The organism is Rhizobium sp. KDH_Rht_773_N, assembly GCF_052946295.1.
Genome location: NZ_CM129525.1, coordinates 3621751 through 3642432, shown reverse-complemented (window position 1 = coordinate 3642432; position 20682 = coordinate 3621751). Strand labels below are relative to the sequence as shown.

Below are 20682 nucleotides of genomic sequence, written 5' to 3'. Positions count from 1 at the left end.
GGAGGAATACGGATGACCGACGAAATGTTGCAGGACGTGGCGGCGCGATGGAACGGCAATGCCGACCAATGGACGCATGACGTGCGGCAGGGCTACGATACCTATCGCGAGATCTTCACCTTTCCCGCTTTCGTCGATTTCCTGCCCCCGCTTGCCGGGCTCGACGTAATCGATTTCGGCTGCGGCGAAGGAACCAATACCCGCCGTTTCGCGCAAATGGGCGCGCGCATGACCGGCATCGACCTTTCCGAGCGCATGATCGGCCATGCGCGGGCCGCCGAAGAAGCCCATCTTCTCGGCATAGCCTACAAGGTCGCCTCCTACAGCGCCGATACCGGCTTTCCCGACGCGTCTTTCGATGCCGTCGTCTCCACCATGGCGCTGATGGACGGCCCGGATTTCGGCGCCGCCATGCGGGAAGCCTATCGCCTCGTGCGTCCCGGCGGTTTCCTCGCTTTCAGCGTGCTGCACCCCTGCTTCATCACGCCGGGCCTCGCCTGGCAGAAGAACGAGGCCGGCCTTGCGACCGCCCTTTGCGTCTCGCGCTATTTCGACCGCACGAGCTTCACCGAGGAATGGCGTTTCGGCAGCCGGCCGGCCGACGAAGAGATCAGGCCCTTCGCCGTCCCCCGTTTTCCGCGCACCTTGAGCGATTACCTGAACGCCATAATCGCCGCCGGATTCCGCATCAGCCGGATCGGCGAACCGCAGCCGGACGCCGAAGCCGGCAAGACCCCTCGTTTCGCCCGCTGGCGCGACCTTGCCGCATTCCTCCTGCTCGTCATGGCCGAGCGTCCGTAACGCATGTCGCGCAAAAGTGTGAAACGGTTTTGCGACAACGACATGCGCGAACAAAAGCATGTCGCGCAAAAGTGTGGAGCGGTTTTGCGATAACGACATGCGCGAACAAAAGCATGTCGCGCAAAAGTGTGCAGCGGTTTTGCGGCAACGACATGCGCGAACAAAAGCATGTCGCGCAAAAGTGTGCAGCGGTTTTGCGACAACGACATGCGCCAGACAAAACCCTCTCGCGCAAAACTGCGAAACGGCTCGCTCACGCGATAGCAGCACCGGCCAGGTTCAGCTTCCGCTAGAAAATATTGCCGGCTTGTGACCGCGGTCACTATCGAAAACAGCTACTGCTTGTATTTTGCCCTCGCTGGATGCTGCACCTACCAGCAGGAGAAGGGTCGCCGGGCCCCACTTGGTGGCCCTTCTCAATTTTGCCGCCGGCAAGCGCGGCAAGACATCCCGATCACCGGAACATTTCGCTGTGGCCGCCGAGCCTGCCGCCCTTTCGCACGCCGCTCGTCAAATCCGCGCCCGGATCGGCCGGCCCGTGGCTGAACCACGAGACGAAGACGAGCAGCATCGCGGCCGTAAACAGCGGCGGACCAAGATAGACGAGCAGGAGGGAATTCAGCGATCTCACAGTGGCGGTGTTTTCGGGTTTTGACGATGGTGGAGCGGTTTCGGTCCAGGTCGCCGCACCTGAACCGGCTTGTTGCGGTCGGGCGTCATTGCGGGTCGCTGCGAACCTCCTGCGGAATCGAAGAAATGTCGAACGGCCGGGAGGCATGCAGGCTCTGATAGATTTCCCGGGCGCTGATATAGGCGCCGCCCCACATCAGCAGGCTGAGCTGAAATGCGATGAACAGGGAATAAATCCTCATGGTTTCCCTTCGGCTTTGATACGCAAGGAACTCGAAAGTAACCTTTCACATACATCCTGAATTCAATTTCAGGATTCCACCTTTATCGCAAACATGTCGGGTTTACTATTACAGCCGTCACAGCATAAAAGATGATATAATAGCCCGAACGGGTGAAATTTCGGGCTGTAAAAGGAATTATACTTGAGGCCCGCCCCCGCGAAAGGCGCCGCCTTTCCGCTGCCGCGCAGGCGCCCGCCTTGCGGGTTTTCCGGTCAGAACCAGAGGTCGCGCACGCACCGCCCCCTGGAGGGCAGGTCGTCAAACGTCTCCAGCCCGTCGAAATGGTCGATCGGCAGGTCGCAGACCTCGTCCGGCGGCGCCAGCCGCACATTGACCGCCATGCGCCGGCGCCCGTTCCTGTCGAGCCTCAGCCCCCGCCAGCTCACGACGCAGGCGCAGGTCGGGCAAAAGAGGATTTCCAGCGACGAGGTCTCCCGGCCGCTGCGCGTATAGGAAGCGGTCTCCCCACGCATGGAGATGCGCTCGCCTTCGTAATCATAGGCCCAGAGCGTCCCGTAGCGCCGGCAGAGCGTGCAGTTGCAGGCGGTGATCGAGCCCGGATCGCCCTCCAGCGTCCAGCCCGCCCTGCCGCAATGACATGTGCCGATCAGCATCCGCGCACCGCCTCTTCCCGTCTTTCGCCGCAATCCATCCTGCCCCATTCGCCCGCCGCCTGCAAACCACGATCGGCAAATCCCCTCCCGTTCCGCCCTTGCCGCGGCAAGCCGGACGAGCGCCCTTGACTCCCGCCAAAATGAGAACATAATAAGAACATTCGTGGCGCTGCGGCCGCCATCCCGACAATCTGGAACTGAAATGCTCTGCAAGGAGAATGAGAACATGCGTCCGCAATTGGCCCCCAGGACCGAGACCGACCTGACTGCAAACGAAGACCTGAGCTGGGAGGTCGAGGCGGTACTTTCCTGGCACGACGAGGATGCCAGGGCCGCCATCGCCACGCTGCTGCAGGACTGCCGGCACCTGCGCTGCCAGCTTGCGCTGGCCGAGGGCGCGATCAGCCGGGGCATGGTGCGCGGCTGGCGGCCGTCCTTCGACCGTCCCGCCCCTGACCGCCGATGAAACACCGTCGCAGCATCGATCTCGTCGACGGCTGCGACGCCGTCGAGATCGACAGGGAAACGCTCACCACCCTGCCGCAATGGTATGTCATCCATGCCCGCTGTCCGGCCTGCCAGCGCCAGACGCCGATCGACCGGCACACGCTCGCCTATCGTTTCGGCAGGCACCTGTCGCTGGCGCGCATCGGCTCGCGCCTGAAATGCAGCGGCTGCGGCAACCGCAACGGAAACCAGCTTCTGCTCGGCAGGCTGCCGCGCGATTGACGGCGGCGCCCTACGTCAGGAACCGGCTGAGATAGGCATAGCTGCGCGCCGCGAATTCGAAGGGCAGCCGCGGATTGTCGTGCTCGACGACGAAGAGCCGCGCCCCGCTTGCCACCGCCGCCCGCCAGAGCGACGGCCAGAGCAGCACGCCGGAGCCGACATTGGCCCAGCCGTCCTCGTCCGGGTCCCTGTCCCTGTCGTCGGGCGCCTGGTCCTTCACATGCACCGAGGTCAGCACGCCGGCATAACGCCTGATCCATTCGGCCGCATCGGGCTGGGCGCGCGCCAGCCAGGCAATATCGGCCTGCCAGGCAAGCGGGCTGCCCCTGGCCGCCTCGAACATCAGCTCGAAGCCGTAACGTCCGCCGATCGTGCGCTCGAAGCCCGCCGTCTTGTTGTGATAGCCGAGCGCGATGCCCTCGCCCTGCATCTCCTGCGCCAGTGCGCCGAGCTCATGGCCGAGCCTCTGCCAGGCGCCCTTCGTTTCCTTCGCCACCAGCGGCGCCGGATGCGGAACGAAGAGCTGGCCGATGCCGCATTGCCGGCAGGCATCGACGAAACGTTTCCGTTCGCTGCGCAAAGCCTGCAGCCCGACATGGGCCGATGGCGCCGAAAGCCCGTTGCGGGCAAGCCCGGCCTGCAGGCTGTCGGCATCGCGCAAGTGCCCTTCGAGCGGCTCGACCGCGCCAAAACCGGCGCAGGCCGCCTTTTCGAGCTGCGTGGCAAGATCGCCAAGCCCGCGCAGCGAAAACAGCTGCAGCGAAAGCACCGGCTTCGTCATCGCCCGTCCCCAGACCATTGTCGCCCTCGCCGGCAAGGCATCCCGACTGTTCCCTCGCATCGAATCCACACGGGCAGTTTCGCCCGTGCCGGCGCAGATTGCGAGGGCAAAACGCCCGCTATCGGCCGATATCGACAAGGCTGCCTTATTTTTTCAACGCGTAGTTGATCCTTCGCATCGTCTCGGCGATGCGGATCGCATAGGTCGGCAATCGCTTCCACCAGACGAATTTGCTCGCCTTGTAGACGGATCGCGTGCCGATATTCGAGCCGCCCTCCCTGACCGCGGTCACGTTGGCGCGCGTCGTATAGATGCGCGCCCCGGATGCCCAGCCGCGCTCGAGTTCGATATCCCAGGGAAAGCGCATGACGACGATCGTCTTCAGAAGCCGCTGGGCGCCCGCCCGCGTCACCGCGTAGCAGGCGGCCGAGCCTTGCGGGCCATGCGTCGCCCGGCCGATCTCGTCGCCGAGCGCCGAGACGGCGACGGGCCGGAAGCCGACGGTGCGGTGATTGAAGAGCTTGATCACGTCGGCCTCGGGCACCGCCGCCAGCGCCGCCTCGGCGCGCGAAACGAGATCGGCCGACAGGATGATATCGTCCTCGACGACGATACAGGCCGCCTCGCCCGTTTCCAGAAAGGTCGAAAGCACTTTCAGGTGGCTGCGGTAGCAGCCATATTCGCCCGGCAGCACGAAGCGGCCGTTATTGCGCTCGAAGGCGCGCTCGTCGCAGCCCACGCGCTGGTCGGCGGCAATCTCCCGCCCGTCGATGCCGGCAATGCGAACGAGCTCGAACCGCAGGGCGCGGGCCTGGCCGGAGAGCGCGTTCCACCGGTCCGTCGACCGGTCGAGATTGATTACGAAGATACGGGTCGTCATCGCCCGACCGTGCTTCTGCCGCTCAAAGCCGCCATGCTGCCCTCCCCCGAAGCCGAAACGCCCGCCTAGCATTTCCCCCGCCGGCTTTGCAACCTGCCGTTTGCGATAACATCGGCTTCCTTCCGCCTTCCGACAGGTCGCATGGAGCCGCCGGACGACGGGCGGATCGAGCGCCAGCGTCCACCCGAACATTGCGCCCTCCCCGCCCCGGAAATATTTCGCCGCCCGAACGCCTTCCCGCCATCCGCGGCTTGTGCCTGCAAGGCCTGCCGGCGCATCGATGGACGATCGGGGAGATGGAGGGCTGGCCGATGACGCCGGGGATCGTTCTGCTGCTGTTTGTATCGGGCCTGGCCGGCGGCGTGATCAATGCGCTCGCCGGCGGCGCGACGCTGCTCACCTTCCCCGCCATGCTTGCCGCCGGCCTGCCGCCCGTCACCGCCAATGCCTCGAACGCGGTGGCGATCGTGCCCGGCCACCTGCTCGCCGTGCTTGCCGACCGCGGCAAGCTGCTGCCGCTCGATGCGAAGCTCTGGCTCTCCATCCTCGTCTGTCTCGCAGGCGGCGCCATCGGCGCGCTGCTGCTGCTTGCCCTGCCCGAGCGGCTCTTCGTGCTGCCGGTTCCGGCCCTGATCGGCATTGCCACCCTGCTCTTCCTCTTCTCGCCGCGCATTGCCGCCTGGGCGGAAGCCAGGCGCGGCGGTGCCGAACCCTCGCGCGGCCTCGGCCTCTCCATTCTCGGCCTCTCCTCGGTCTACGGCGGCTTCTTCGGCGCCGGCCTCGGCGTCATCCTGACGGCGGTGCTTTCGATTGCCGATCCCGACGATATCAGGCGCGTCAAGGCGCTGAAAAACCTGCTCGCCACCGCCGTCAGCATGGCCGCCATCCTCATCTTCATCGCCGAAGGCGCGGTGCGCTGGCCGGAAACGCTGGTCATGCTCACAGGCGCACTCGCCGGCGGCTATCTCGGCGGCTACCTCGTGCGCGTCCTGCCGGCCGTGATCGTGCGCTGGTTCGTCATCCTCACCGGCGCGCTCATGACGGTCGTCTATGCCGTCAAATACTGGGGCTGAGCCCGCCCGTCCCTCACCGGGGCCGCCACAGGCGCTTCAACCTCTGCCATCGTTTGAGAAGGCGGATCACGACCGGCGGCGGGATTTTCCTGTGGTCGCCCACCGTCCCTTGCCGCATCACCGTCGCTGCGCGATCGATCAGGAAGGCGACCACAACGCTGGCGCCCGTCGCCTGCGCCATCAGCGCCTCGTCCGACAGGAGCAGCCCCTGCTCGCCCTCGCCGAACGCCTGCCCGCCGGCAAGGATCGCGCCGCTGAACATATAGAAATAGAGGTCGCAGCCCTGCCTGCGCGGAAAGTCCGCCCGTGCGCCGGCCTGCAGCCTGATGTCGAACAGATCGATACGGTTGCGCACGAAAAACGGCGCATCGCCCCCTTGCCGCCCAACAAGATGCCGCCAGCGATTGGGCGCGAAGTCAGGCACCGGCCCATGCTGGATGCCGGGTTCGAGATCCACCGCCTCCGGCCGCACCAGGATCTGCAGCATGCGCAGCGGCGGGTCGGAAGCCAGCGTCTCCTCGGAATGCCAGAAGCTGCGCCCGGCATTCATCACCATCAGGTGCCCGCTGTCGCAGGTAAGCCGCCCGCGCGCCCTGTCCTCGTGGCGCATCACCCCGTCGGGCACCCAGGAGATGATCTCGTCGTTGCGGTGTTCGTGCATGGCGACCAGCCGGCCCGGATGCAGGATGGTTTCGGCCACCATCGCCAGCGGCCCGTGGCCGTGATCGGCAGGCTTCGGCTTCACCCATCCCGGCATGTTCACATGCACGATGAAGCCGCCCATGTCGCGCACCACGAAGGTCCGTTCGCCTTTCAGCAGCATGGCGTCCTCCCTGCCCGCAAGCCGTGACGATGCTGCCCCATTAGCGCCCGCAAGCGGCTCAAGGTCAATGACCCCGGCGCCCGCGCGCCCTCACGTCCCCGGTTTTGCCGCCTGCCCGGCCGGCGCATTGCCCGCGCGGCCAAGGATTTCCTCCAGCGCCTGACGACGGTTTGCCTCGTGCGAGAGCCGCCAGCGCACATGCTCGTCGGCGCCTTCCCCCGGCCGGATCTCGAGATCGACGGGGCTCACCTGCTCGCCCGTCGTCCGGTCGAAGAAACCCCAGCCGATCTCGCCGCCCGTCCTGCGGTTGACGAAGGTCATCGGCGGCCCCGAAGCACCCGACAGGCCCAGGCGATCGCCGATCTCGGCCAGCACCGGCATGAGCGGCGCGATCTGCCAGCCCTTGCGCGTCAGAAGATATTCGAACCGCTCCGGGTTCACCTGGTAGCGCCGCCGCTCGATAATGCCGTTGGCTTCCAGATGTTTGAGCCTGTCGCTCAGCGTTGCGTTGGTGACACCCGAAGACTGGCGGAAATCCTCGTAGCGGCGGATGCCGCACACGAGATCGCGCAGGATGAGCATGCCCCACCGGTCGCCGATCGCCGCCGTCACGCCGGCAATCGAGCAGACCATTCCATCAAAACCTTTCGAGCGCATCGAACCCTTCCCGGCGGCCGGACATTTCGGCCGCCTCTCATCATGAGAGCAACATTAGTGGCCGGCGCCGGCCGTTTCAACAGGTCCCGCCCCGCGGCAACGCCGCCGCATCGGAGAGAGAAAAACCGCTTGCCTCCGCAGTCACTCTTATTATAAGAGTTACAAACAACCATCACCAGTCTCGTCCCAACGCGAGGGTTTCCATTGGCCTCCGACAGCCCCACTTTCTCCACCAGCCCCATACTCGCCTTTGCCGCGACCGCCGCCGTGGCGGGCCTCTGGTTTTCCGCGCTCCTTGCAATACCCGGCCTTCAGGATTCCGGCCTTTCGGTCGTCGTCGCGCGCATCGGCGTGCATCTCGTCGAGATCAGCGGAACCTGGGCGGCGCTGTCCCTTGCCCCGCTGACGAGAGCGCAGAAGATCCGCACCTGGCTGGCGCTCGCCGTTCCGCTCACCCTCTGGCACGGCGCCGCCTGGGCGATCGTGGCAAACGGCCTGCTGCTGCCGGGTGCCACGGCCATTCCGCTGCTGCCGCTGATGATCGTCGTGCCGACGGCCATCGTCATCGTGCTTCTTCTGCGCTCGCGGCGCATCGCCACCGTGCTCGATGCGATGCCCGCCCACTGGCTGGTCGGCCTGCAGGCCTACCGGGTGATCGGCGCCGTCTTCCTCGCCAATTGGGCGGTCGGCACCACCCCCGGCATTTTCGCGCTTCCGGCCGGCACGGGCGATGTCATCACCGGGCTGATGGCGCTGCCGACGGCCGTCGTGCTGGCAGGCGGCCGCCAGGGCAGCATCCGCTCGGCCCTCTTCTGGAACCTGTTCGGCATCGCCGATCTCGTCGTGGCCGTCACGCTCGGCGCGCTGACGACGCCCGGCCCGCTGCAGCAGCTCGCGCTCGACCACCCCAACCTGACGACCGGCACCTACCCGACCGCCATCATCCCGGCCTTCACCGTACCCACGTCCCTCGTCCTGCACGCCCTGTCGCTGCGCCAGCTTGCCAGACGCGCAAGGCCGGCCGCCACCGTCGCCGCCTGACGGCACCCGCCCCCCATCCCTTCCGGAGACAGACCCATGGAAAAAGAACCCGTGGTCGCACGCCGCGACATCATGAAGGCGGCTGCGGCCGTCGCCGCCTTGGCCCCCGCGCTCGCGGCCTCCTCCGCGCTCGCCGCAGAGCAGCAGCAGCAGGGCCAGCCCGCCCCCGCCCCGCAGCCGACGACGCTCGCCGAGGTCGCGCCCGCGGCCGATATCCGCCTCAGCGTCGAACGCCGCGGACAGGTGGCCCTCTTCGGCCTCAACCGCCCCGAAGCGCAGAACCGCATCGATCCCGAGACATTCCAGGCGCTGGCAAGGGCGCTTTACGATTACGACCACGACCCGTCGCTGCGCGCGGCGGTCCTCTTCGGCCACGGCGATCATTTCTCGCGCGGCATCGATGTGGAAGCCTACCGGGCAGCCGCCGGCAACGGCAGCCCGCTCGCCGGCTTCACCCGCATCGTCAATCCGCTGAACTACGGCCAGGCCCAGCGCAGCAAACCGCTGATCGCGGCCGTCCACGGCGACACCTGGAACATGGCCCACGAACTCTTCCTGGCCGCCGATATCCGCATTGCCGCCGCAAACACCAATTTCGGCCAGGATGAAAACGCCCACGGCCGCTTTCCTGGCGGCGGCTCCACCGTGCGCTTCGTCCGCGAGGCCGGCTGGGGCAACGCCATGCGCTACATGCTGACGGGCGACCATTGGGGCGCCGAAGAGGCCTACCGCATGGGCACGCTGCAGCATGTCGCCGAAACGCCCGAAGCCGCCCTTTCCCGCGCCGTCGAGATCGCCCGTCAGGTGGCGGCCTGCGCGCCGCTCGGCGTACAGACGACGCTCGCATCCGCGCATCTGGCAATCGACGGTCCCGAGGCCGAGGCATTCTCCAAACTCGGCGCCCAATATAGCGGCCTCTACCGCACGCAGGATTTCATCGAAGGCGTGCGCGCCCAGGCGGAGGGCCGCCCGCCCGTCTTCCACGGCAACTAGGCCTTCCCGCGCCTTCGCGACCCTGGGGATCGCGGCACGCTTGAGGGCGCAATTATCGACAATCGCCATTTTGCGCGAGACGCTTTCCCGCTTTCGCGCTATGAACATTGTCGACAATTTCGCCCCACCCGACATCGAGGTCCCCACATGGCACTGAAGATCCTTTTCATCGGCGGCACCGGCCAGATTTCCTATCCCTGCGTCGAGCGCGCCGTGGCCGCGGGCCATCAGGTCAGCGTCTTCAACCGCGGCCTGCGGGGCGATCCGCTGCCGGCGGGCGTCGCCTCCATCGTCGGCGAGCTCGGATCGCCCGCCTATGCCGATCTCGCCAGGGCCAATTACGACGTCGTCGCCCAGTTCATCGCCTTCACGCCGGATCAGGTTCAGCGCGATATCGACATCTTCTCCGGCCATTGCGGCCAGTACGTCTTCATCTCCTCGGCCTCGGTCTATGAAAAACCGGCCCGCCACTACGTCATCACCGAGGAGAAGACGCCGGCGATCAATCCCTACTGGCCCTACAGCCAGGCCAAGATCGCCTGCGAGGAACTGCTGAAGAAGGCCGACAGGCTTGCCTGGACCATCGTGCGCCCCAGCCATACGGTGCGCACCGGCCTGCCGATCATGATGGGCGACAGCGATATCATGGCGCGGCGCATGCTGGACGGCGAGCCGACCATCGTCGCCGGCGACGGCCACACGCCCTGGACGCTGACCCGCTCGGTCGATTTCGCCGTGCCCTTCGTCGGCCTGTTCGGCAAGCAGGCCGCGCTCGGCGACATCTTCCACATCACCAACGACCACGCCCATATCTGGGACCATATCCAGCAGGCGATCGCCCGCCTGCTCGGCGTCGAGGCCAGGATCGTGCATGTGCCGACCGATACGCTCGTCAAATACAATCCGGAATGGATCGGCCCGCTGACCGGCGACAAGGCCTGGACGGCGATTTTCGATAATTCCAAGGTCAAGCGCGTCGCCGGCGATTTCACCTGCGCCACAAGCCTGGACGAAATCCTCGAAGAGCCGATCAGGCACCTGAAGCAGCGCTTCGCCAAGGGCCGCCCGCCAAAAGGCGATTTCGACGCCCTGATCGACCGCATCTGCGCCGAACAGAGCGCGCTCGGGCAGGCCTGACCTCCTGCCCGACCCGGCGCCCTCCTCTCATATCTGCGTCCAGCCGCCGTCCACGGTCAGCTCGACACCGGCGATATAGGCCGCGTCGGCGGAGGCGAGGAACAGCACGGCTTTCGCAACCTCCTCGGCGCTGCCGCTGCGGGCAAGCGGGATCTGCCTGTGCGCCTGCGTGTTGATCTCCTCGATCGCATCGTCGCTGAGGCCCACCTTGCGGATGAGGTCGGTATCGATGAGGCCGGGCGCCACCGCGCTCACCCGGATGCCGCGAGGGGCAAGCTCCGCCGTCAGCGTGCGGGCAAGCGAGCGGATCGCCGCCTTGGTCGCGGCATAGACGGTAAAGCCCGGCCAGCCCTTCGATCCCTGGATGGACGTGTTGAGCACCACCGATCCGCCGGCCGGCATCAGCGCCACCAGTTTCTGCACCGTGAAGAACGTGCCCTTGAGGTTGGTATCGACGCCGAAGTCGAATTCGTCTTCCGATATCTGCTCGAAGGGGCCTGGCCTTGCCGTGCCGGCATTGGCAAAGAGGATGTCGACCCGGCCATATTGCTCGGCGATCCGCGCCTTCAGCGCCTCGATGTCACCGAGCCGCGACATGTCGCTGCCGATCGCCTCGACATTGCGCCCGATGGCGGCCGCTGCCGCATCGAGCGCGGCCCGATCGCGCCCGGTGATCACAACCCTGGCGCCCTCCTCGACGAACAGCTTCGCCGCCGCCAGTCCCATGCCCGCGCTGCCGCCGGTGACGACTGCGATTTTCCCGTCCAACTTGCCCATTCTCATCTCCTTGACCCGCTCGGGGGTGGAATAACCGTGACCGGGAAAATATATGAGCCCTGCTTCCGCTCCGGGATTCGCATATGAAAACCAGCCCTTCGGCCGTGCTGAACCGCCGCAAATGCCCGCGTCAGGCGCGCTCCGCCGTCACCGTGGACGCGATTTTCGAAGGCACCCTTCAGGTTTTGCTGCGGGCCGGATCGACCCGTCTCAACACGACGCGGGTGGCCGAGCGCGCCGGCGTCTCCGTCGGCACGCTCTACCAGTATTTCCCCAACAAGCAGTCGCTGCTCTATGCCGTGCTGGAGCGCTATCTGGACAGGCTGATGGACATGCTGGAAGCGGCCTGCCGCAGCCAGCACGGCCGACCGGCGCAGGAGATGACGGAAGCGGCCGTGCGGGCCTATCTGCAGGTCAAGGCCGACGAGCCGGAAATCTCGCGCGCCCTTTATGCGATCGTGACGGAACTCGACGCCTACCGCCTCGTCGAAGCCGCCATCCAGCGCGCCGAACGGGCGCTCGCCGCCATGCTGTCGAGCGCCGCCGACGGAGATTTCGCCGATCCGCACGCGGTCGCCCGCCTGCTTTTCGCGGCGGTCCACGGCACCTTGCGCATGCTCTACGAACGCGACCTGCCGCCCGTGATCGGCTCGGATATGGAAAACCAGCTGATGACGATGTGCCGTGCCTACATCGCCGCCGCCCTTCGCCCCCCGCAGGCGGCGGCAAGCCCGGCGGGCTGACGCGCGTCAGGCCTCAGGCGCGCGCAGGCATTTCATCACCTCGCGCAGCCCGCGCGTCAGGTGTTTGTCGCGCCGGATGACCAAACCGAGCTGGCGCACCAGCGGCGGCTGGAGCGGGGAGATCGCAAACCGGCCACGGTCGCGCCTCACGGCCAGTCCCGGCAGCACCGACCAGCCGAGGCCGGCGGCCACCAGTTCCTTGATCGCTTCGACGCTGCCGAATTCCATTGCCGGCTCGCTCCTCATGCCGGCCGCCTCGAACCATGCGTCGATGGTGCGCCGCGTATTACCGCCCTCATAGAGCATCATGGTCCTGTCCTTGAAGAAATCGGCGGTCGGCCCGCCCTCGGGCATGGCGCTTGCCTTCGGCCCGACGGCGACAAGCTCGTCGGCGTAGAAGGGCTCGATCTCGATGGAGCGGCCGGAGGCCGGCAGCGTCACGACGGCGATGTCGAGCGCATTGGTTTCGAGATCGCGCACCATCTCGTCGGTATTGCCGACACGGACGACGATTTCGAGACCGGGCATGCGCCTCTTGGCGGCGGCGATCGCGCCGGGAAGCAGATGGATCGAGGCCGTGCCGCCGCTGCCGATGCGCACGCGCCCGACCGCGCCCTGCCGAAAGGGCGCCATCGCCTCCTCGGCGGCCGCGCATTCGCCGAGAATGCGGCGCGCATGGGCAAGCAGCTCGACGCCCGCCGCCGACGGCTGCGCCCGCCGCCCGACGCGCTCGATCAGCCGCACGCCCATGCGCTGCTCCAGCAGCTTCACCTGCAGGCTGACGGCCGGCTGCGTCAGCCCCGCTCTTTCCGCCGCCGCCGTGAAACTGCCGAGATCGACGACGCTGACGAAGGCCGAGAGCTGGTCGAGATTCAGCATCAGAAGAATTCCTTATGGATTGCATAAAAACCATAAGCTTCCTTGCGGGGCCGCGCCAGTCCATTTTCAGCCGTCCGAAACGAATGCTGGAGAAGCCCGATGACGACTGCCGTGGAATTGCCGGCGACAACCGATCGCGCCCCGCGCGGCACCCTTGCCCGGCGCTGCCTGATGCGCCTCCACCTCTATTTCAGCAAGCGCCGCGAGCGGCAGGTCCTTTCCGGCCTCACCGACGATCAGCTCCGCGATATCGGCCTCAGCCCCTCCGAGGCGAGGGTCGAGGTGGAAAAGTCCTGGTTCTGGGGATAGCGGCCTGCGGCCCTAAATCGCGCCTCGGGGCTGGAGAAATCCGCCCTGCCCCTTATGTCACTGCCATCGGGGAGAAACAGCGAAGGACCGCGCAATGCACAAGAACACGATCTGCGTCTGGTACGACAAACATGCCGAGGAAGCCGCCCGCTTCTACGCCGGGATCTTTCCCGACAGCAAGGTCGGCGCCATCCACCGCGCCCCCGGCGATTATCCCTCCGGCCAGCAGGGAGACGTGCTGGTCGTGGAATTCACCGTTGCCGGCATTCCCTGCATCGGCCTCAACGGCGGCCCCTCGATCAAGCACAGCGAGGCCTTCTCCTTCCAGATCTCGACGGAAACCCAGGAGGAGACCGACCGCTACTGGAACGCCATCGTCGATAATGGCGGCCAGGAAAGCGAATGCGGCTGGTGCAAGGACAGATGGGGCATCTCCTGGCAGATCACCCCGCGCGCGCTGATGGAAGCGATCGCCGCCGGCGGCGCCGAGGCAAAACGCGCCTTCGACGCGATGATGACGATGCGCAAGATCGACATCGCCGCCATCGAGCCCGCCCGCCGCGGCTGACGGCAACAATGCCCGGACAGGGATCGGCGACGCAGGCAAGCGCTGCGCAGCGCGTGAACTGTCGCCTCACCCTGCGCGGCTTCATTCCACAGGAGATCGACGAGGCTTCGCCCGCCTGACCGCCAGCCAGGAGCTACCCTTCGCGCTGCCCGCCGGCCGGCCGGGGCACATGACGGCAGGCCCATTCGAAGGCTTCCTCGATGGCCGCGAACTTCACCGCCTGCCAGTGCCGGTAGTCGCGGATCAGCTCCGCCCCGAGCCAGAAATCGCCGCGCTCGCCGGAAAGGTCCCATCCGCCGATCTCAAGCAGCTGCGCACGCTCGAAAACGCGCCGCGCGTGGGTTCGGGAGATGGCGTAGCGCTTGAAGAACTCTCCGATCCGCAGCGGGCCGATCGGCATGCGCGCTTCCAGCGGCTTTTCCGGCGGCAGGCGGCACATCAGGTCGTGCAGGATATTGCTGCCGGAAGCGGTGCGGACAAAAGTGTCCACGCTCTGCGGCGGGTTCGCCCAGCGCGGATCGTGAAAGAGGCTGTGGCACATTCTCGGCTGCGCATACCAGAGCAGCCGCCGGTCGGCCACCGATCGTGAAAGGCGCGTGCCCCGGTCGAGCATGTCGAGCGATTTCAGGTGCTCGTCGAACCATTCGCGGATCAGGGTCTCGGCCGTTTCGGAAATCTTGAGCGGGCGCGCCCGCCCGTCCCCGCGTTCGTGGATATCGATCAGCAGGCCGTAATTGCGCATCTCCGCCAGATGCGCGAACGCCGTATTCCTGGAGACAACCTTGCTTTCGGCGAGGAAGCCGTTCAGGTTGGCGGCCGTCAGGCTCGGATGGGACGGCGAGGTGACGCGCCGGAAATGAAAAGCCAGGATCGATTGCGTCAGCAGCCACCGCTTCATGTCCGCGGTATAACGCACGATACGGGGCGCGGCATCGTGCATGGCAATCAGCTTCAGCGCCGCATCCCTCAAGGCAAAGGCGTAAAGGCGATTTTCCACAATGGCTTCGACGCTCAGAACCTTCGCCGCATCCGTGGCGGAGGGCATTGCGGTTGATGGGGACGTCAACGGAATTCTCCAGGCAGGGTTGAATGGGGCAATCGACCGTCTCGGCGAGCGACGGCCTGCCCTCGCGGCGATGCTCATGCCGCGGCACGCCCGGCCTTCGTGCTCACGCACGCTGCCTGGAGGCTGGGGCATGGCGACATCGCCGGCATCCTCCGCCAGCAGCCGGCCATCTTCTGCTGCACTATGTCCGTTGAGATAAAATTGCAACGGGCCGAAAGCCCGCCAAAGGCTCAAGCCGGCGGCTTCGTCGCATCCGGATGATTGCGTCGGCACGACACACGAAGCCTTTGACGTGAACGATCCTGCATTCGTCGCGGATTGCGAAGCGGCGGGAGCGCTTCATCGCGCCCAGGCAGCGCCCAAGGCTGTTATTGTTGCGAGGTCATCGTGGGCGCGGCCAGCCCTGGCAAACGCATATCATGCCTGGCCGGAACGCACCGGCTCCAAACGGGGCCGCACTTCGGTTGCGAGCAACGTCAGGGACCGCTTCAGCTGGTCAAGCGGCAGATAGCCGAAGAAGGCCGCCAGAGCGTTGAGATATCCAAGGCCGAACTCGCCGCAGAGTTCGTTGATGCGTGCCGCGCAGGTGGACGGCCCGCCCGCAATGACCATGCGCCGATAGAAGGCTTCCGGCTCCAGATCTTCCGCGTTGATGACATTGTCCCGTTTCGCAATGCCGATCGTTCTCAACCGGGCCGTCAATTTTTCGACCGTGGGCCAGAGTTCGCGCCGCGCGCTTTCGTCATCGTCGCTCACATAGACGAACCGGCCGAACGGCACCTCCGATGGGTCGCCTCCCGCCGCCGTATAGGCGCTCATCACGGGCCTGATGGTGTCGAGGCTGTTGATCCCGTGGCAGATGATCCTGTGCCCCTGCCGCGCGGCCCAGGCGGCGGTATCCGGCGTATAGGTGCCGACGAAGACCGGCGGATGCGGAATCTGGACCGGCTTCGGCTCCACCGAAAAGCTCTCCGTCCCGAAGACGATCGGGTCCGCAGACCAGGCCCGGATCATAAGTCCCAGTCTCGCTGCGAAATCCTGCGCGGAAACGTCGGCATCCGGCGCGCTGAAGGCGGAAAGATAGCGGGCGTTCGCACCGCGGGATATCCCGACATCCACCCGACCGTCCGACAGGACATCGAGACTGGCCAGATCCTCGGCAAGGCGAAGAGGGTGATGGATGGAAAGCAGCAGCACCGAGAAGCCCACACGCAGGCGTCTGGTCCTGGCGAGGATCGCCGATGCGAGGATGAGCGGCGAAAGGCACCGTCGACCGTCGAGCCCTCCCCCGGCTCCGCCCTGGAAATGTTCTTCGTTGAGCCACATGGCGTCATAGCCCAGTTCCTCGACGAGCACGGCCAGATCGAGCAGGCTCGATGTCGAAATCGACTCCAGCGCGCCGCTGCAACCGGAGAGTCCGAGCTTGAGAACCTGCGTCATGGGCCGCGCCCCGCGACGGCATCGGCTTGCGAACCCGCCTTCCCGTGGAGAAGCGGCGCGGACGAGCGATCGAAAAGCCCTTTCCGGCGCAAGGCCACCTTGTGGGCGGATTTTCCGAAGAAATGATAACCCGACCCTCCCTCGCAGAGAATATCGAGGAAACCGTCGGCATCCGTGATTTGAATGCCGCCCAGAATATCGCAGCCGCGGTTGAAGAAGGGCTCCGGGATCATCGTGACCGTCGGACCGACCACGACGGTTCGTGCGGTCGGCTTGGCCATGCCGAGCAGCCCGTCCAGCGTGTCGTTGATCAGTGTCGTGCCTGTTATAAGCAAGACATCCGCCTGCGGGACCACTTCGCCGGCCAGGTCGGCCTCCCGGAAGAACGGCATCTCCACGGGCTTCAGCGTCGCAGGGTCCTTTTCCAGGACCAGGTAATCGGCTTCGATCTTGCGCAACGCCCGCAAGAAGGGCGCGAATGCGCCGACGACCACGACCTTTTCGTGAGGCTTGACCTCGACCGCATCGAAGGCGTCCGTGTCCTGGAGGAATTCCGCATCCGGACAACCGTAGCGGTCGATCGCCACCTGCGCCAAGGCGTTGAGAACGGCGATACCGAGAGCGCGCCGAACACCGCCGCTCTCGATCGCGTCTTCGATGAAGGCCGCCGCCTTGCGCCCGCTCAGCTTGCCCGGAAACGGCATCGCCATGGCCGAACTCGGGCAGCAGACCGCTTCCGGAACCTCCTTTATCGGCGTGGCTGCGCTTCCCGCGTGGCCGGTGGACAATTTGACACCCGTGAAGAACAGCCCGACGACGACCCGCGCGACGACGATCTCATCGAAATCGTGAAGCCGTTCGCGCAACGCGAAGACCGTTTCGGCCAGAATCCGTTTTGACATGAATGCGCTCCTCGTCACCGGCATATGCCGGAACACCTGGTATCGATGCGTCATTTCCAGACCACGCTCCGCAGCAAGGGCGCTCATGCTTGGCCCCTGCTCCGGAAGCTCTTCCCGGTTCCAACCTGGTGCTGCGCCTGATGCTCCAGGCGCTGGCAGGAAGGCTGGCGAAAACGCCGTTCCGGGGAAGAGAGAGCAGGACGCGTTAGCTCGCCCTGCCGCTCATCAGGATCGATTCGACCTGCGCGTCGTTCAGTTCGGTCTTGAAGAACGTCGCATAAAAATTCTTTACCTCGGCGACCAGTTCCGCATGGGGAAACTGCGCCGGATGGAACTCGCTGGCCGCCCATAGAACCGTCAGGACCTGTTCGACCGTCCGGTTGCCCCAGGTATGCGCCCCCATGGGAGCGACAAGGATGCGACCGTTCTTGACCGCATCGAGTTGGGACAGCGTGGCGTCGCGTTTCAGCGTCTCGATATGGCCGGGGTCGGACAAGACGATATAGTCTGGGTTTGCATCGATCACCGTCTCGGTGGAAAGCGTCAGCACTTCCTCCGAACGGCCGTTATCCGTTACGCTGCGGGCGCCACCGGCCCTCAGCCACCATTCGGCAACCAGATGGGGCTGGGTCATGTTGGTTGGATTGATATAGAGAGCCGTAGGCCGCTGATCGAGCGGAATGGCATCGATCTTTGCGGCAATCCGCGCCAGCGTGGCATCGAAATATTTCGCGTATTGTTCGCCGATATCGGTGTTGCCGAGCAGGTTGCCGACCAGCCTGACCCCCGCCTTGACGTCGTCAGGCGTTTGAATGCGCAGCAGCACCGTCGGAACGCCGTTGGCGCCGAGGATATCGGCCGTCGACTTTTCGAAGCTCAAGGCGACATCCGGCCGAGCGTTGAGGATCTTTTCGGGATCCGGCGCGTAGTTGGCATCCTGCAGGTCGGGGCCATCGCGCAGCTGCGGCGCGAAAACGAACTGCCAGGACCAGCGCTTGGCGTTGAACCGCACGGGAAGCCCGCTGACAAGGGTGTCCGCCTTGCCGGCCGCGAAAACGAAGCTGTTGATGACTGGCACCGAGCCGAGCGTGACGACACGCTCTATCTTGTCGGGCACGGTCACGGTCCGCCCGGTCATATCGACGATATCGCGGGCCAGTGCGTCACCGGCAAGGACGACCGCAGCCACGACGGCCAAAAATCCGGTCTTGAATCTATGCATCTTCGGGTATCTCCGCTCTGCGTTGGGAAAGAATTGGCAAGCATGCGCGCGCGCCGTCGCGCTCTTCGAGAATGCGGACCGGCGCGTCGTAAAGATCGGAAAGGAATCGTGAGGAAAGGAGCGACTGCGGCGTCCCGCGGCCGAAAATGCGCCCCTCCCGCAAGCCGAGTATCTGCGTGCCGACAAGCAGCGCATGGTCCGGATGATGGGTGGTCATCAGGATCGCGTAGCCACTGTCGGCCAATGAGGCAACGATGTCGAGAATCCGGATCTGATTGCCGAAATCGAGACTGGCGGCCGGCTCGTCCATGATCAGGATGGGAGCTTCCTGCGCCAAAGCCCGCGCCAGCAGGCATAGCTGGCGCTCACCCCCGCTGATCGTCGCAAATTGCCGGTCGGCCAGATGCGCCATGCCGACGCGCGCCAGGGACGCCTCGGCGATCTTGTGATCGCGAGCCCCCGGTGCCTCCATCATGCCCAGATGCGGAGATCGTCCCATGAGCACGATGTCGCGAACGAGATGCCCGAACACCGAGTCCGTGCTCTGGGGAACATGGGCTACTTTCGCGGCAAACTGCCGGGAGCCGAGGCTGCGAGCCGGTATCCCTTCAACCGCAATGTTTCCGCGAGTAACGGCCAGGGCGCCCATGATGCAGCGTATCAGCGTCGTCTTTCCCGCGCCGTTCGGTCCAAGAACGCAGATGACGTCGCCGGCCTCAAGGACGAAGCTGATATCGTCGAGACTCCGCTCCCCCTGCGGAAAACTGAACGCGAGATTCTCCACCGTCATCTTCACGACCATGCAACCCTCGTTCGCAGGAGAAGGATGATAAACAACGGGGCGCCGATGACGCTGGTCACGATTCCGAGCGGCAACTCCATGGAACTTGCTGCGCGGGCGAAATCGTCCACCAGGAGGACAAACAGCGCGCCGGAGACAATCGCAACAGGCAGCATGCGCTCGAAGCTCGGGCCGACGAGGATGCGCGCCATATGGGGAACGACCAGCCCGACCCAGCCGACGATTCCGGAAATGCTGACGGCGGCGGCCGTCATCAAAGTGGCGGTCAGCACCAGCAGGATGCGTATGAGCCCGACATTGACGCCGAGGTTGCGAGCCTCCTCTTCGCCCACGCTCATCACGTTGATCTGCCAGCGAAGCGCGTAGAGAAGCGTCAGGCTTGCGGCGATCACCGCTGCGGTGACCGGCAGATCCCCAGGCGTGATCTTGTTCAATCCGCCGAGCAGCCAGAATGTGATCACCGGCAGCACGTCGATCGGATCCGCCACGATCTTGAGTATGGAAATCATCGCCTGAAAGAAGGCCGCGATCACGACGCCCACGAGTATGAGGACGATCAGCGAATAGCGATTGATTGCCTGGGCAATTGAAAAGCAGAGCACGACCCCGAAGAGGCCCATGACAAAGGCCGCAGCCTGGATGCCCAATGCGCCCAGGTTGAGTATCACCCCCATCGACGCCCCGAATCCCGCGCCGGCCGAGACGCCCAATATGTCGGGCGACACGATCGGATTGCGGAAGAGGTTCTGGTAGGCGGCCCCGGCCGCCGCCAGGGCCGCCCCGATCATCATCGCGGCACAGATACGAGGCAGCCTGACATTCAGGACGATGAGTTCGTCCGCAGCCCTCCAATCCGGCAGGATCGGAAAGACCTTCGAAAGCAGGATGGCCAGCACGCGATCAGGCGGGACGGAAACCCGACCGATGCCGACCGACAAGACCGCCAGGGCCAATACCAGCAAAACCAGCATCGCCAGCACCAGCCTGCCCCGGCGGTTTGCGACACCGCCGCTCACGGGTCCGCCCCTCACCGGGCGCTCTAGCATTTGTTGACGTGGGAAACGGCAATTCCGTTTTCGGCAAAAAAGGCTTCAAGCCGCGCATTGGACTCCGCGTAACTGCCCTTCTTCCAGACCATGCGCCATTCGCCCGCCGCCTCGTCATATTGGGCGGCAGGAAACGCCTCCTGAAACCGTGCGGATACGGCGCCTTCCCTTGGAAGGGCGATACCGTGCAGCTCGCACATTTTGGTCAGCGTAACGGATTTCGACGTCGTCGATGTCATCTCCTGCTTCCTTTGCGTTATATTTCTTCGGATATATCGAGGATACTATAACGCCATCCGGGAATGGCAAGCGGCCGGAACCGGGCGCTTGCGGGAAATGTCAGACTTGTTTGCTCCAGCGCAAAAAGATCGCCTCGGCCCGCCGACAAACATGATTGAAATCAATATTGGGCGCATGGCGCGGCTTTCAGATGCCGCCCCATCCGCGTTCCAGGAGGTCGGCAAGGCCGTCGATACGTTAAGCGA

General features: G+C 65.1%; 26 protein-coding genes. 10 read left to right on the top strand and 16 right to left on the bottom strand.

Going from position 1 to position 20682, the window contains the following annotated elements:
• Nucleotides 1–12 precede the first annotated feature (12 nt).
• On the top strand, nucleotides 13–801 hold the full coding sequence (locus ACU8HS_RS18005; protein WP_447014827.1) for a class I SAM-dependent methyltransferase: 789 nt from the start codon (nucleotides 13–15) through the stop codon (nucleotides 799–801).
• 454 nt (nucleotides 802–1255) lie between these two features.
• On the opposite strand, the gene ACU8HS_RS18000 is transcribed toward ACU8HS_RS18005, so the two are convergent.
• From ACU8HS_RS18000 to ACU8HS_RS17990, 3 genes are all read right to left on the bottom strand, one after another.
• The gene (locus ACU8HS_RS18000) at nucleotides 1256–1432 is read right to left on the bottom strand and encodes a hypothetical protein (RefSeq protein WP_162703055.1); all 177 of its coding nucleotides are present in this window, start codon (nucleotides 1430–1432) and stop codon (nucleotides 1256–1258) included.
• Between the two features lie 85 nt (nucleotides 1433–1517).
• Nucleotides 1518–1673, bottom strand: coding sequence for a hypothetical protein (locus ACU8HS_RS17995; protein ID WP_377314010.1), 156 nt, complete (start codon nucleotides 1671–1673; stop codon nucleotides 1518–1520).
• Nucleotides 1674–1927: 254 nt separating this feature from the next.
• Nucleotides 1928–2329 (bottom strand): GFA family protein, encoded by a 402-nt coding sequence (locus ACU8HS_RS17990; RefSeq protein WP_112571427.1) that lies wholly within the window; start codon nucleotides 2327–2329, stop codon nucleotides 1928–1930.
• A gap of 226 nt (nucleotides 2330–2555) precedes the next feature.
• Here ACU8HS_RS17990 and ACU8HS_RS17985 point away from each other — a divergent pair, with 226 nt between their 5' ends.
• Complete coding sequence (locus tag ACU8HS_RS17985) at nucleotides 2556–2795, top strand: hypothetical protein (protein ID WP_112571557.1); 240 nt, start codon at nucleotides 2556–2558, stop codon at nucleotides 2793–2795.
• Nucleotides 2792–3058, top strand: a complete 267-nt coding sequence (locus ACU8HS_RS17980; RefSeq protein ID WP_112571425.1) for a hypothetical protein — start codon at nucleotides 2792–2794, stop codon at nucleotides 3056–3058. Before ACU8HS_RS17985 ends, ACU8HS_RS17980 begins: the two co-directional genes overlap by 4 nt.
• A 10-nt stretch (nucleotides 3059–3068) precedes the next feature.
• Here the strand turns inward: ACU8HS_RS17980 and ACU8HS_RS17975 are convergent, their stop codons facing one another.
• Both ACU8HS_RS17975 and ACU8HS_RS17970 read right to left on the bottom strand, forming a co-directional pair.
• Nucleotides 3069–3839, bottom strand: a complete 771-nt coding sequence (locus tag ACU8HS_RS17975) for a sugar phosphate isomerase/epimerase family protein (RefSeq protein WP_447014826.1) — start codon at nucleotides 3837–3839, stop codon at nucleotides 3069–3071.
• 145 nt (nucleotides 3840–3984) lie between these two features.
• Nucleotides 3985–4719, bottom strand: a complete 735-nt coding sequence (locus ACU8HS_RS17970; protein WP_113501037.1) for a glycosyltransferase family 25 protein — start codon at nucleotides 4717–4719, stop codon at nucleotides 3985–3987.
• Nucleotides 4720–5030: 311 nt separating this feature from the next.
• Here ACU8HS_RS17970 and ACU8HS_RS17965 point away from each other — a divergent pair, with 311 nt between their 5' ends.
• Complete coding sequence (locus ACU8HS_RS17965) at nucleotides 5031–5792, top strand: sulfite exporter TauE/SafE family protein (RefSeq protein ID WP_447014825.1); 762 nt, start codon at nucleotides 5031–5033, stop codon at nucleotides 5790–5792.
• 13 nt (nucleotides 5793–5805) lie between these two features.
• Here the strand turns inward: ACU8HS_RS17965 and ACU8HS_RS17960 are convergent, their stop codons facing one another.
• On the bottom strand, nucleotides 5806–6615 hold the full coding sequence (locus ACU8HS_RS17960) for a pirin family protein (RefSeq protein WP_377314002.1): 810 nt from the start codon (nucleotides 6613–6615) through the stop codon (nucleotides 5806–5808).
• A 90-nt stretch (nucleotides 6616–6705) separates the two neighbouring features.
• On the bottom strand, nucleotides 6706–7272 hold the full coding sequence (locus tag ACU8HS_RS17955; RefSeq protein ID WP_447014824.1) for a winged helix-turn-helix transcriptional regulator: 567 nt from the start codon (nucleotides 7270–7272) through the stop codon (nucleotides 6706–6708).
• A 204-nt stretch (nucleotides 7273–7476) separates the two neighbouring features.
• On the opposite strand from ACU8HS_RS17955, the gene ACU8HS_RS17950 reads away from it, so the two are divergent.
• The 3 genes from ACU8HS_RS17950 to ACU8HS_RS17940 all read left to right on the top strand — a co-directional run bounded on the left by ACU8HS_RS17950 (nucleotide 7477) and on the right by ACU8HS_RS17940 (nucleotide 10443).
• Complete coding sequence (locus ACU8HS_RS17950; RefSeq protein WP_447014823.1) at nucleotides 7477–8313, top strand: hypothetical protein; 837 nt, start codon at nucleotides 7477–7479, stop codon at nucleotides 8311–8313.
• Between the two features lie 36 nt (nucleotides 8314–8349).
• Nucleotides 8350–9306 (top strand): crotonase/enoyl-CoA hydratase family protein, encoded by a 957-nt coding sequence (locus ACU8HS_RS17945; protein ID WP_447014822.1) that lies wholly within the window; start codon nucleotides 8350–8352, stop codon nucleotides 9304–9306.
• Nucleotides 9307–9453: 147 nt separating this feature from the next.
• The gene (locus ACU8HS_RS17940; protein WP_112571410.1) at nucleotides 9454–10443 is read left to right on the top strand and encodes an SDR family oxidoreductase; all 990 of its coding nucleotides are present in this window, start codon (nucleotides 9454–9456) and stop codon (nucleotides 10441–10443) included.
• Nucleotides 10444–10470: 27 nt separating this feature from the next.
• Here the strand turns inward: ACU8HS_RS17940 and ACU8HS_RS17935 are convergent, their stop codons facing one another.
• Entirely contained in the window at nucleotides 10471–11220 is a 750-nt protein-coding gene (locus ACU8HS_RS17935; protein WP_447014821.1) for a glucose 1-dehydrogenase, read from the bottom strand.
• A gap of 83 nt (nucleotides 11221–11303) precedes the next feature.
• Here ACU8HS_RS17935 and ACU8HS_RS17930 point away from each other — a divergent pair, with 83 nt between their 5' ends.
• Nucleotides 11304–11963 (top strand): TetR/AcrR family transcriptional regulator, encoded by a 660-nt coding sequence (locus tag ACU8HS_RS17930; protein WP_113414308.1) that lies wholly within the window; start codon nucleotides 11304–11306, stop codon nucleotides 11961–11963.
• Nucleotides 11964–11969: 6 nt separating this feature from the next.
• Here ACU8HS_RS17930 and ACU8HS_RS17925 read toward each other — a convergent pair whose 3' ends face one another.
• Nucleotides 11970–12842: a LysR family transcriptional regulator gene (locus tag ACU8HS_RS17925; protein WP_377313988.1), complete on the bottom strand. Its 873-nt coding sequence runs from the start codon at nucleotides 12840–12842 to the stop codon at nucleotides 11970–11972.
• Between the two features lie 99 nt (nucleotides 12843–12941).
• Here ACU8HS_RS17925 and ACU8HS_RS17920 point away from each other — a divergent pair, with 99 nt between their 5' ends.
• Together ACU8HS_RS17920 and ACU8HS_RS17915 are read left to right on the top strand one after the other, a co-directional pair.
• Entirely contained in the window at nucleotides 12942–13151 is a 210-nt protein-coding gene (locus tag ACU8HS_RS17920; RefSeq protein ID WP_447014820.1) for a DUF1127 domain-containing protein, read from the top strand.
• Nucleotides 13152–13245: 94 nt separating this feature from the next.
• Nucleotides 13246–13719 carry a VOC family protein gene (locus ACU8HS_RS17915; RefSeq protein ID WP_447014819.1) on the top strand — a complete coding sequence of 158 codons (474 nt, stop codon included), beginning with the start codon at nucleotides 13246–13248 and terminating at the stop codon, nucleotides 13717–13719.
• A 133-nt stretch (nucleotides 13720–13852) separates the two neighbouring features.
• Here the strand turns inward: ACU8HS_RS17915 and ACU8HS_RS17910 are convergent, their stop codons facing one another.
• From ACU8HS_RS17910 to ACU8HS_RS17880, 7 genes are all read right to left on the bottom strand, one after another.
• Nucleotides 13853–14785 carry a hypothetical protein gene (locus tag ACU8HS_RS17910; RefSeq protein WP_447014818.1) on the bottom strand — a complete coding sequence of 311 codons (933 nt, stop codon included), beginning with the start codon at nucleotides 14783–14785 and terminating at the stop codon, nucleotides 13853–13855.
• Between the two features lie 417 nt (nucleotides 14786–15202).
• Nucleotides 15203–16225 carry an LLM class flavin-dependent oxidoreductase gene (locus ACU8HS_RS17905; RefSeq protein ID WP_112758794.1) on the bottom strand — a complete coding sequence of 341 codons (1023 nt, stop codon included), beginning with the start codon at nucleotides 16223–16225 and terminating at the stop codon, nucleotides 15203–15205.
• The gene (locus ACU8HS_RS17900) at nucleotides 16222–17127 is read right to left on the bottom strand and encodes a Rossmann-like domain-containing protein (RefSeq protein WP_447014817.1); all 906 of its coding nucleotides are present in this window, start codon (nucleotides 17125–17127) and stop codon (nucleotides 16222–16224) included. The genes ACU8HS_RS17905 and ACU8HS_RS17900 overlap by 4 nt, the downstream gene beginning before the upstream one ends.
• Nucleotides 17128–17332: 205 nt before the next feature.
• On the bottom strand, nucleotides 17333–18349 hold the full coding sequence (locus ACU8HS_RS17895; protein ID WP_112758600.1) for an ABC transporter substrate-binding protein: 1017 nt from the start codon (nucleotides 18347–18349) through the stop codon (nucleotides 17333–17335).
• Nucleotides 18342–19151: an ABC transporter ATP-binding protein gene (locus ACU8HS_RS17890; protein ID WP_447014816.1), complete on the bottom strand. Its 810-nt coding sequence runs from the start codon at nucleotides 19149–19151 to the stop codon at nucleotides 18342–18344. Before ACU8HS_RS17890 ends, ACU8HS_RS17895 begins: the two co-directional genes overlap by 8 nt.
• Nucleotides 19142–20122 carry a FecCD family ABC transporter permease gene (locus ACU8HS_RS17885; RefSeq protein WP_447015920.1) on the bottom strand — a complete coding sequence of 327 codons (981 nt, stop codon included), beginning with the start codon at nucleotides 20120–20122 and terminating at the stop codon, nucleotides 19142–19144. The genes ACU8HS_RS17890 and ACU8HS_RS17885 overlap by 10 nt, the downstream gene beginning before the upstream one ends.
• Before the next feature lie 68 nt (nucleotides 20123–20190).
• On the bottom strand, nucleotides 20191–20436 hold the full coding sequence (locus ACU8HS_RS17880; protein ID WP_112758599.1) for a hypothetical protein: 246 nt from the start codon (nucleotides 20434–20436) through the stop codon (nucleotides 20191–20193).
• Nucleotides 20437–20682: the final 246 nt, after the last annotated feature.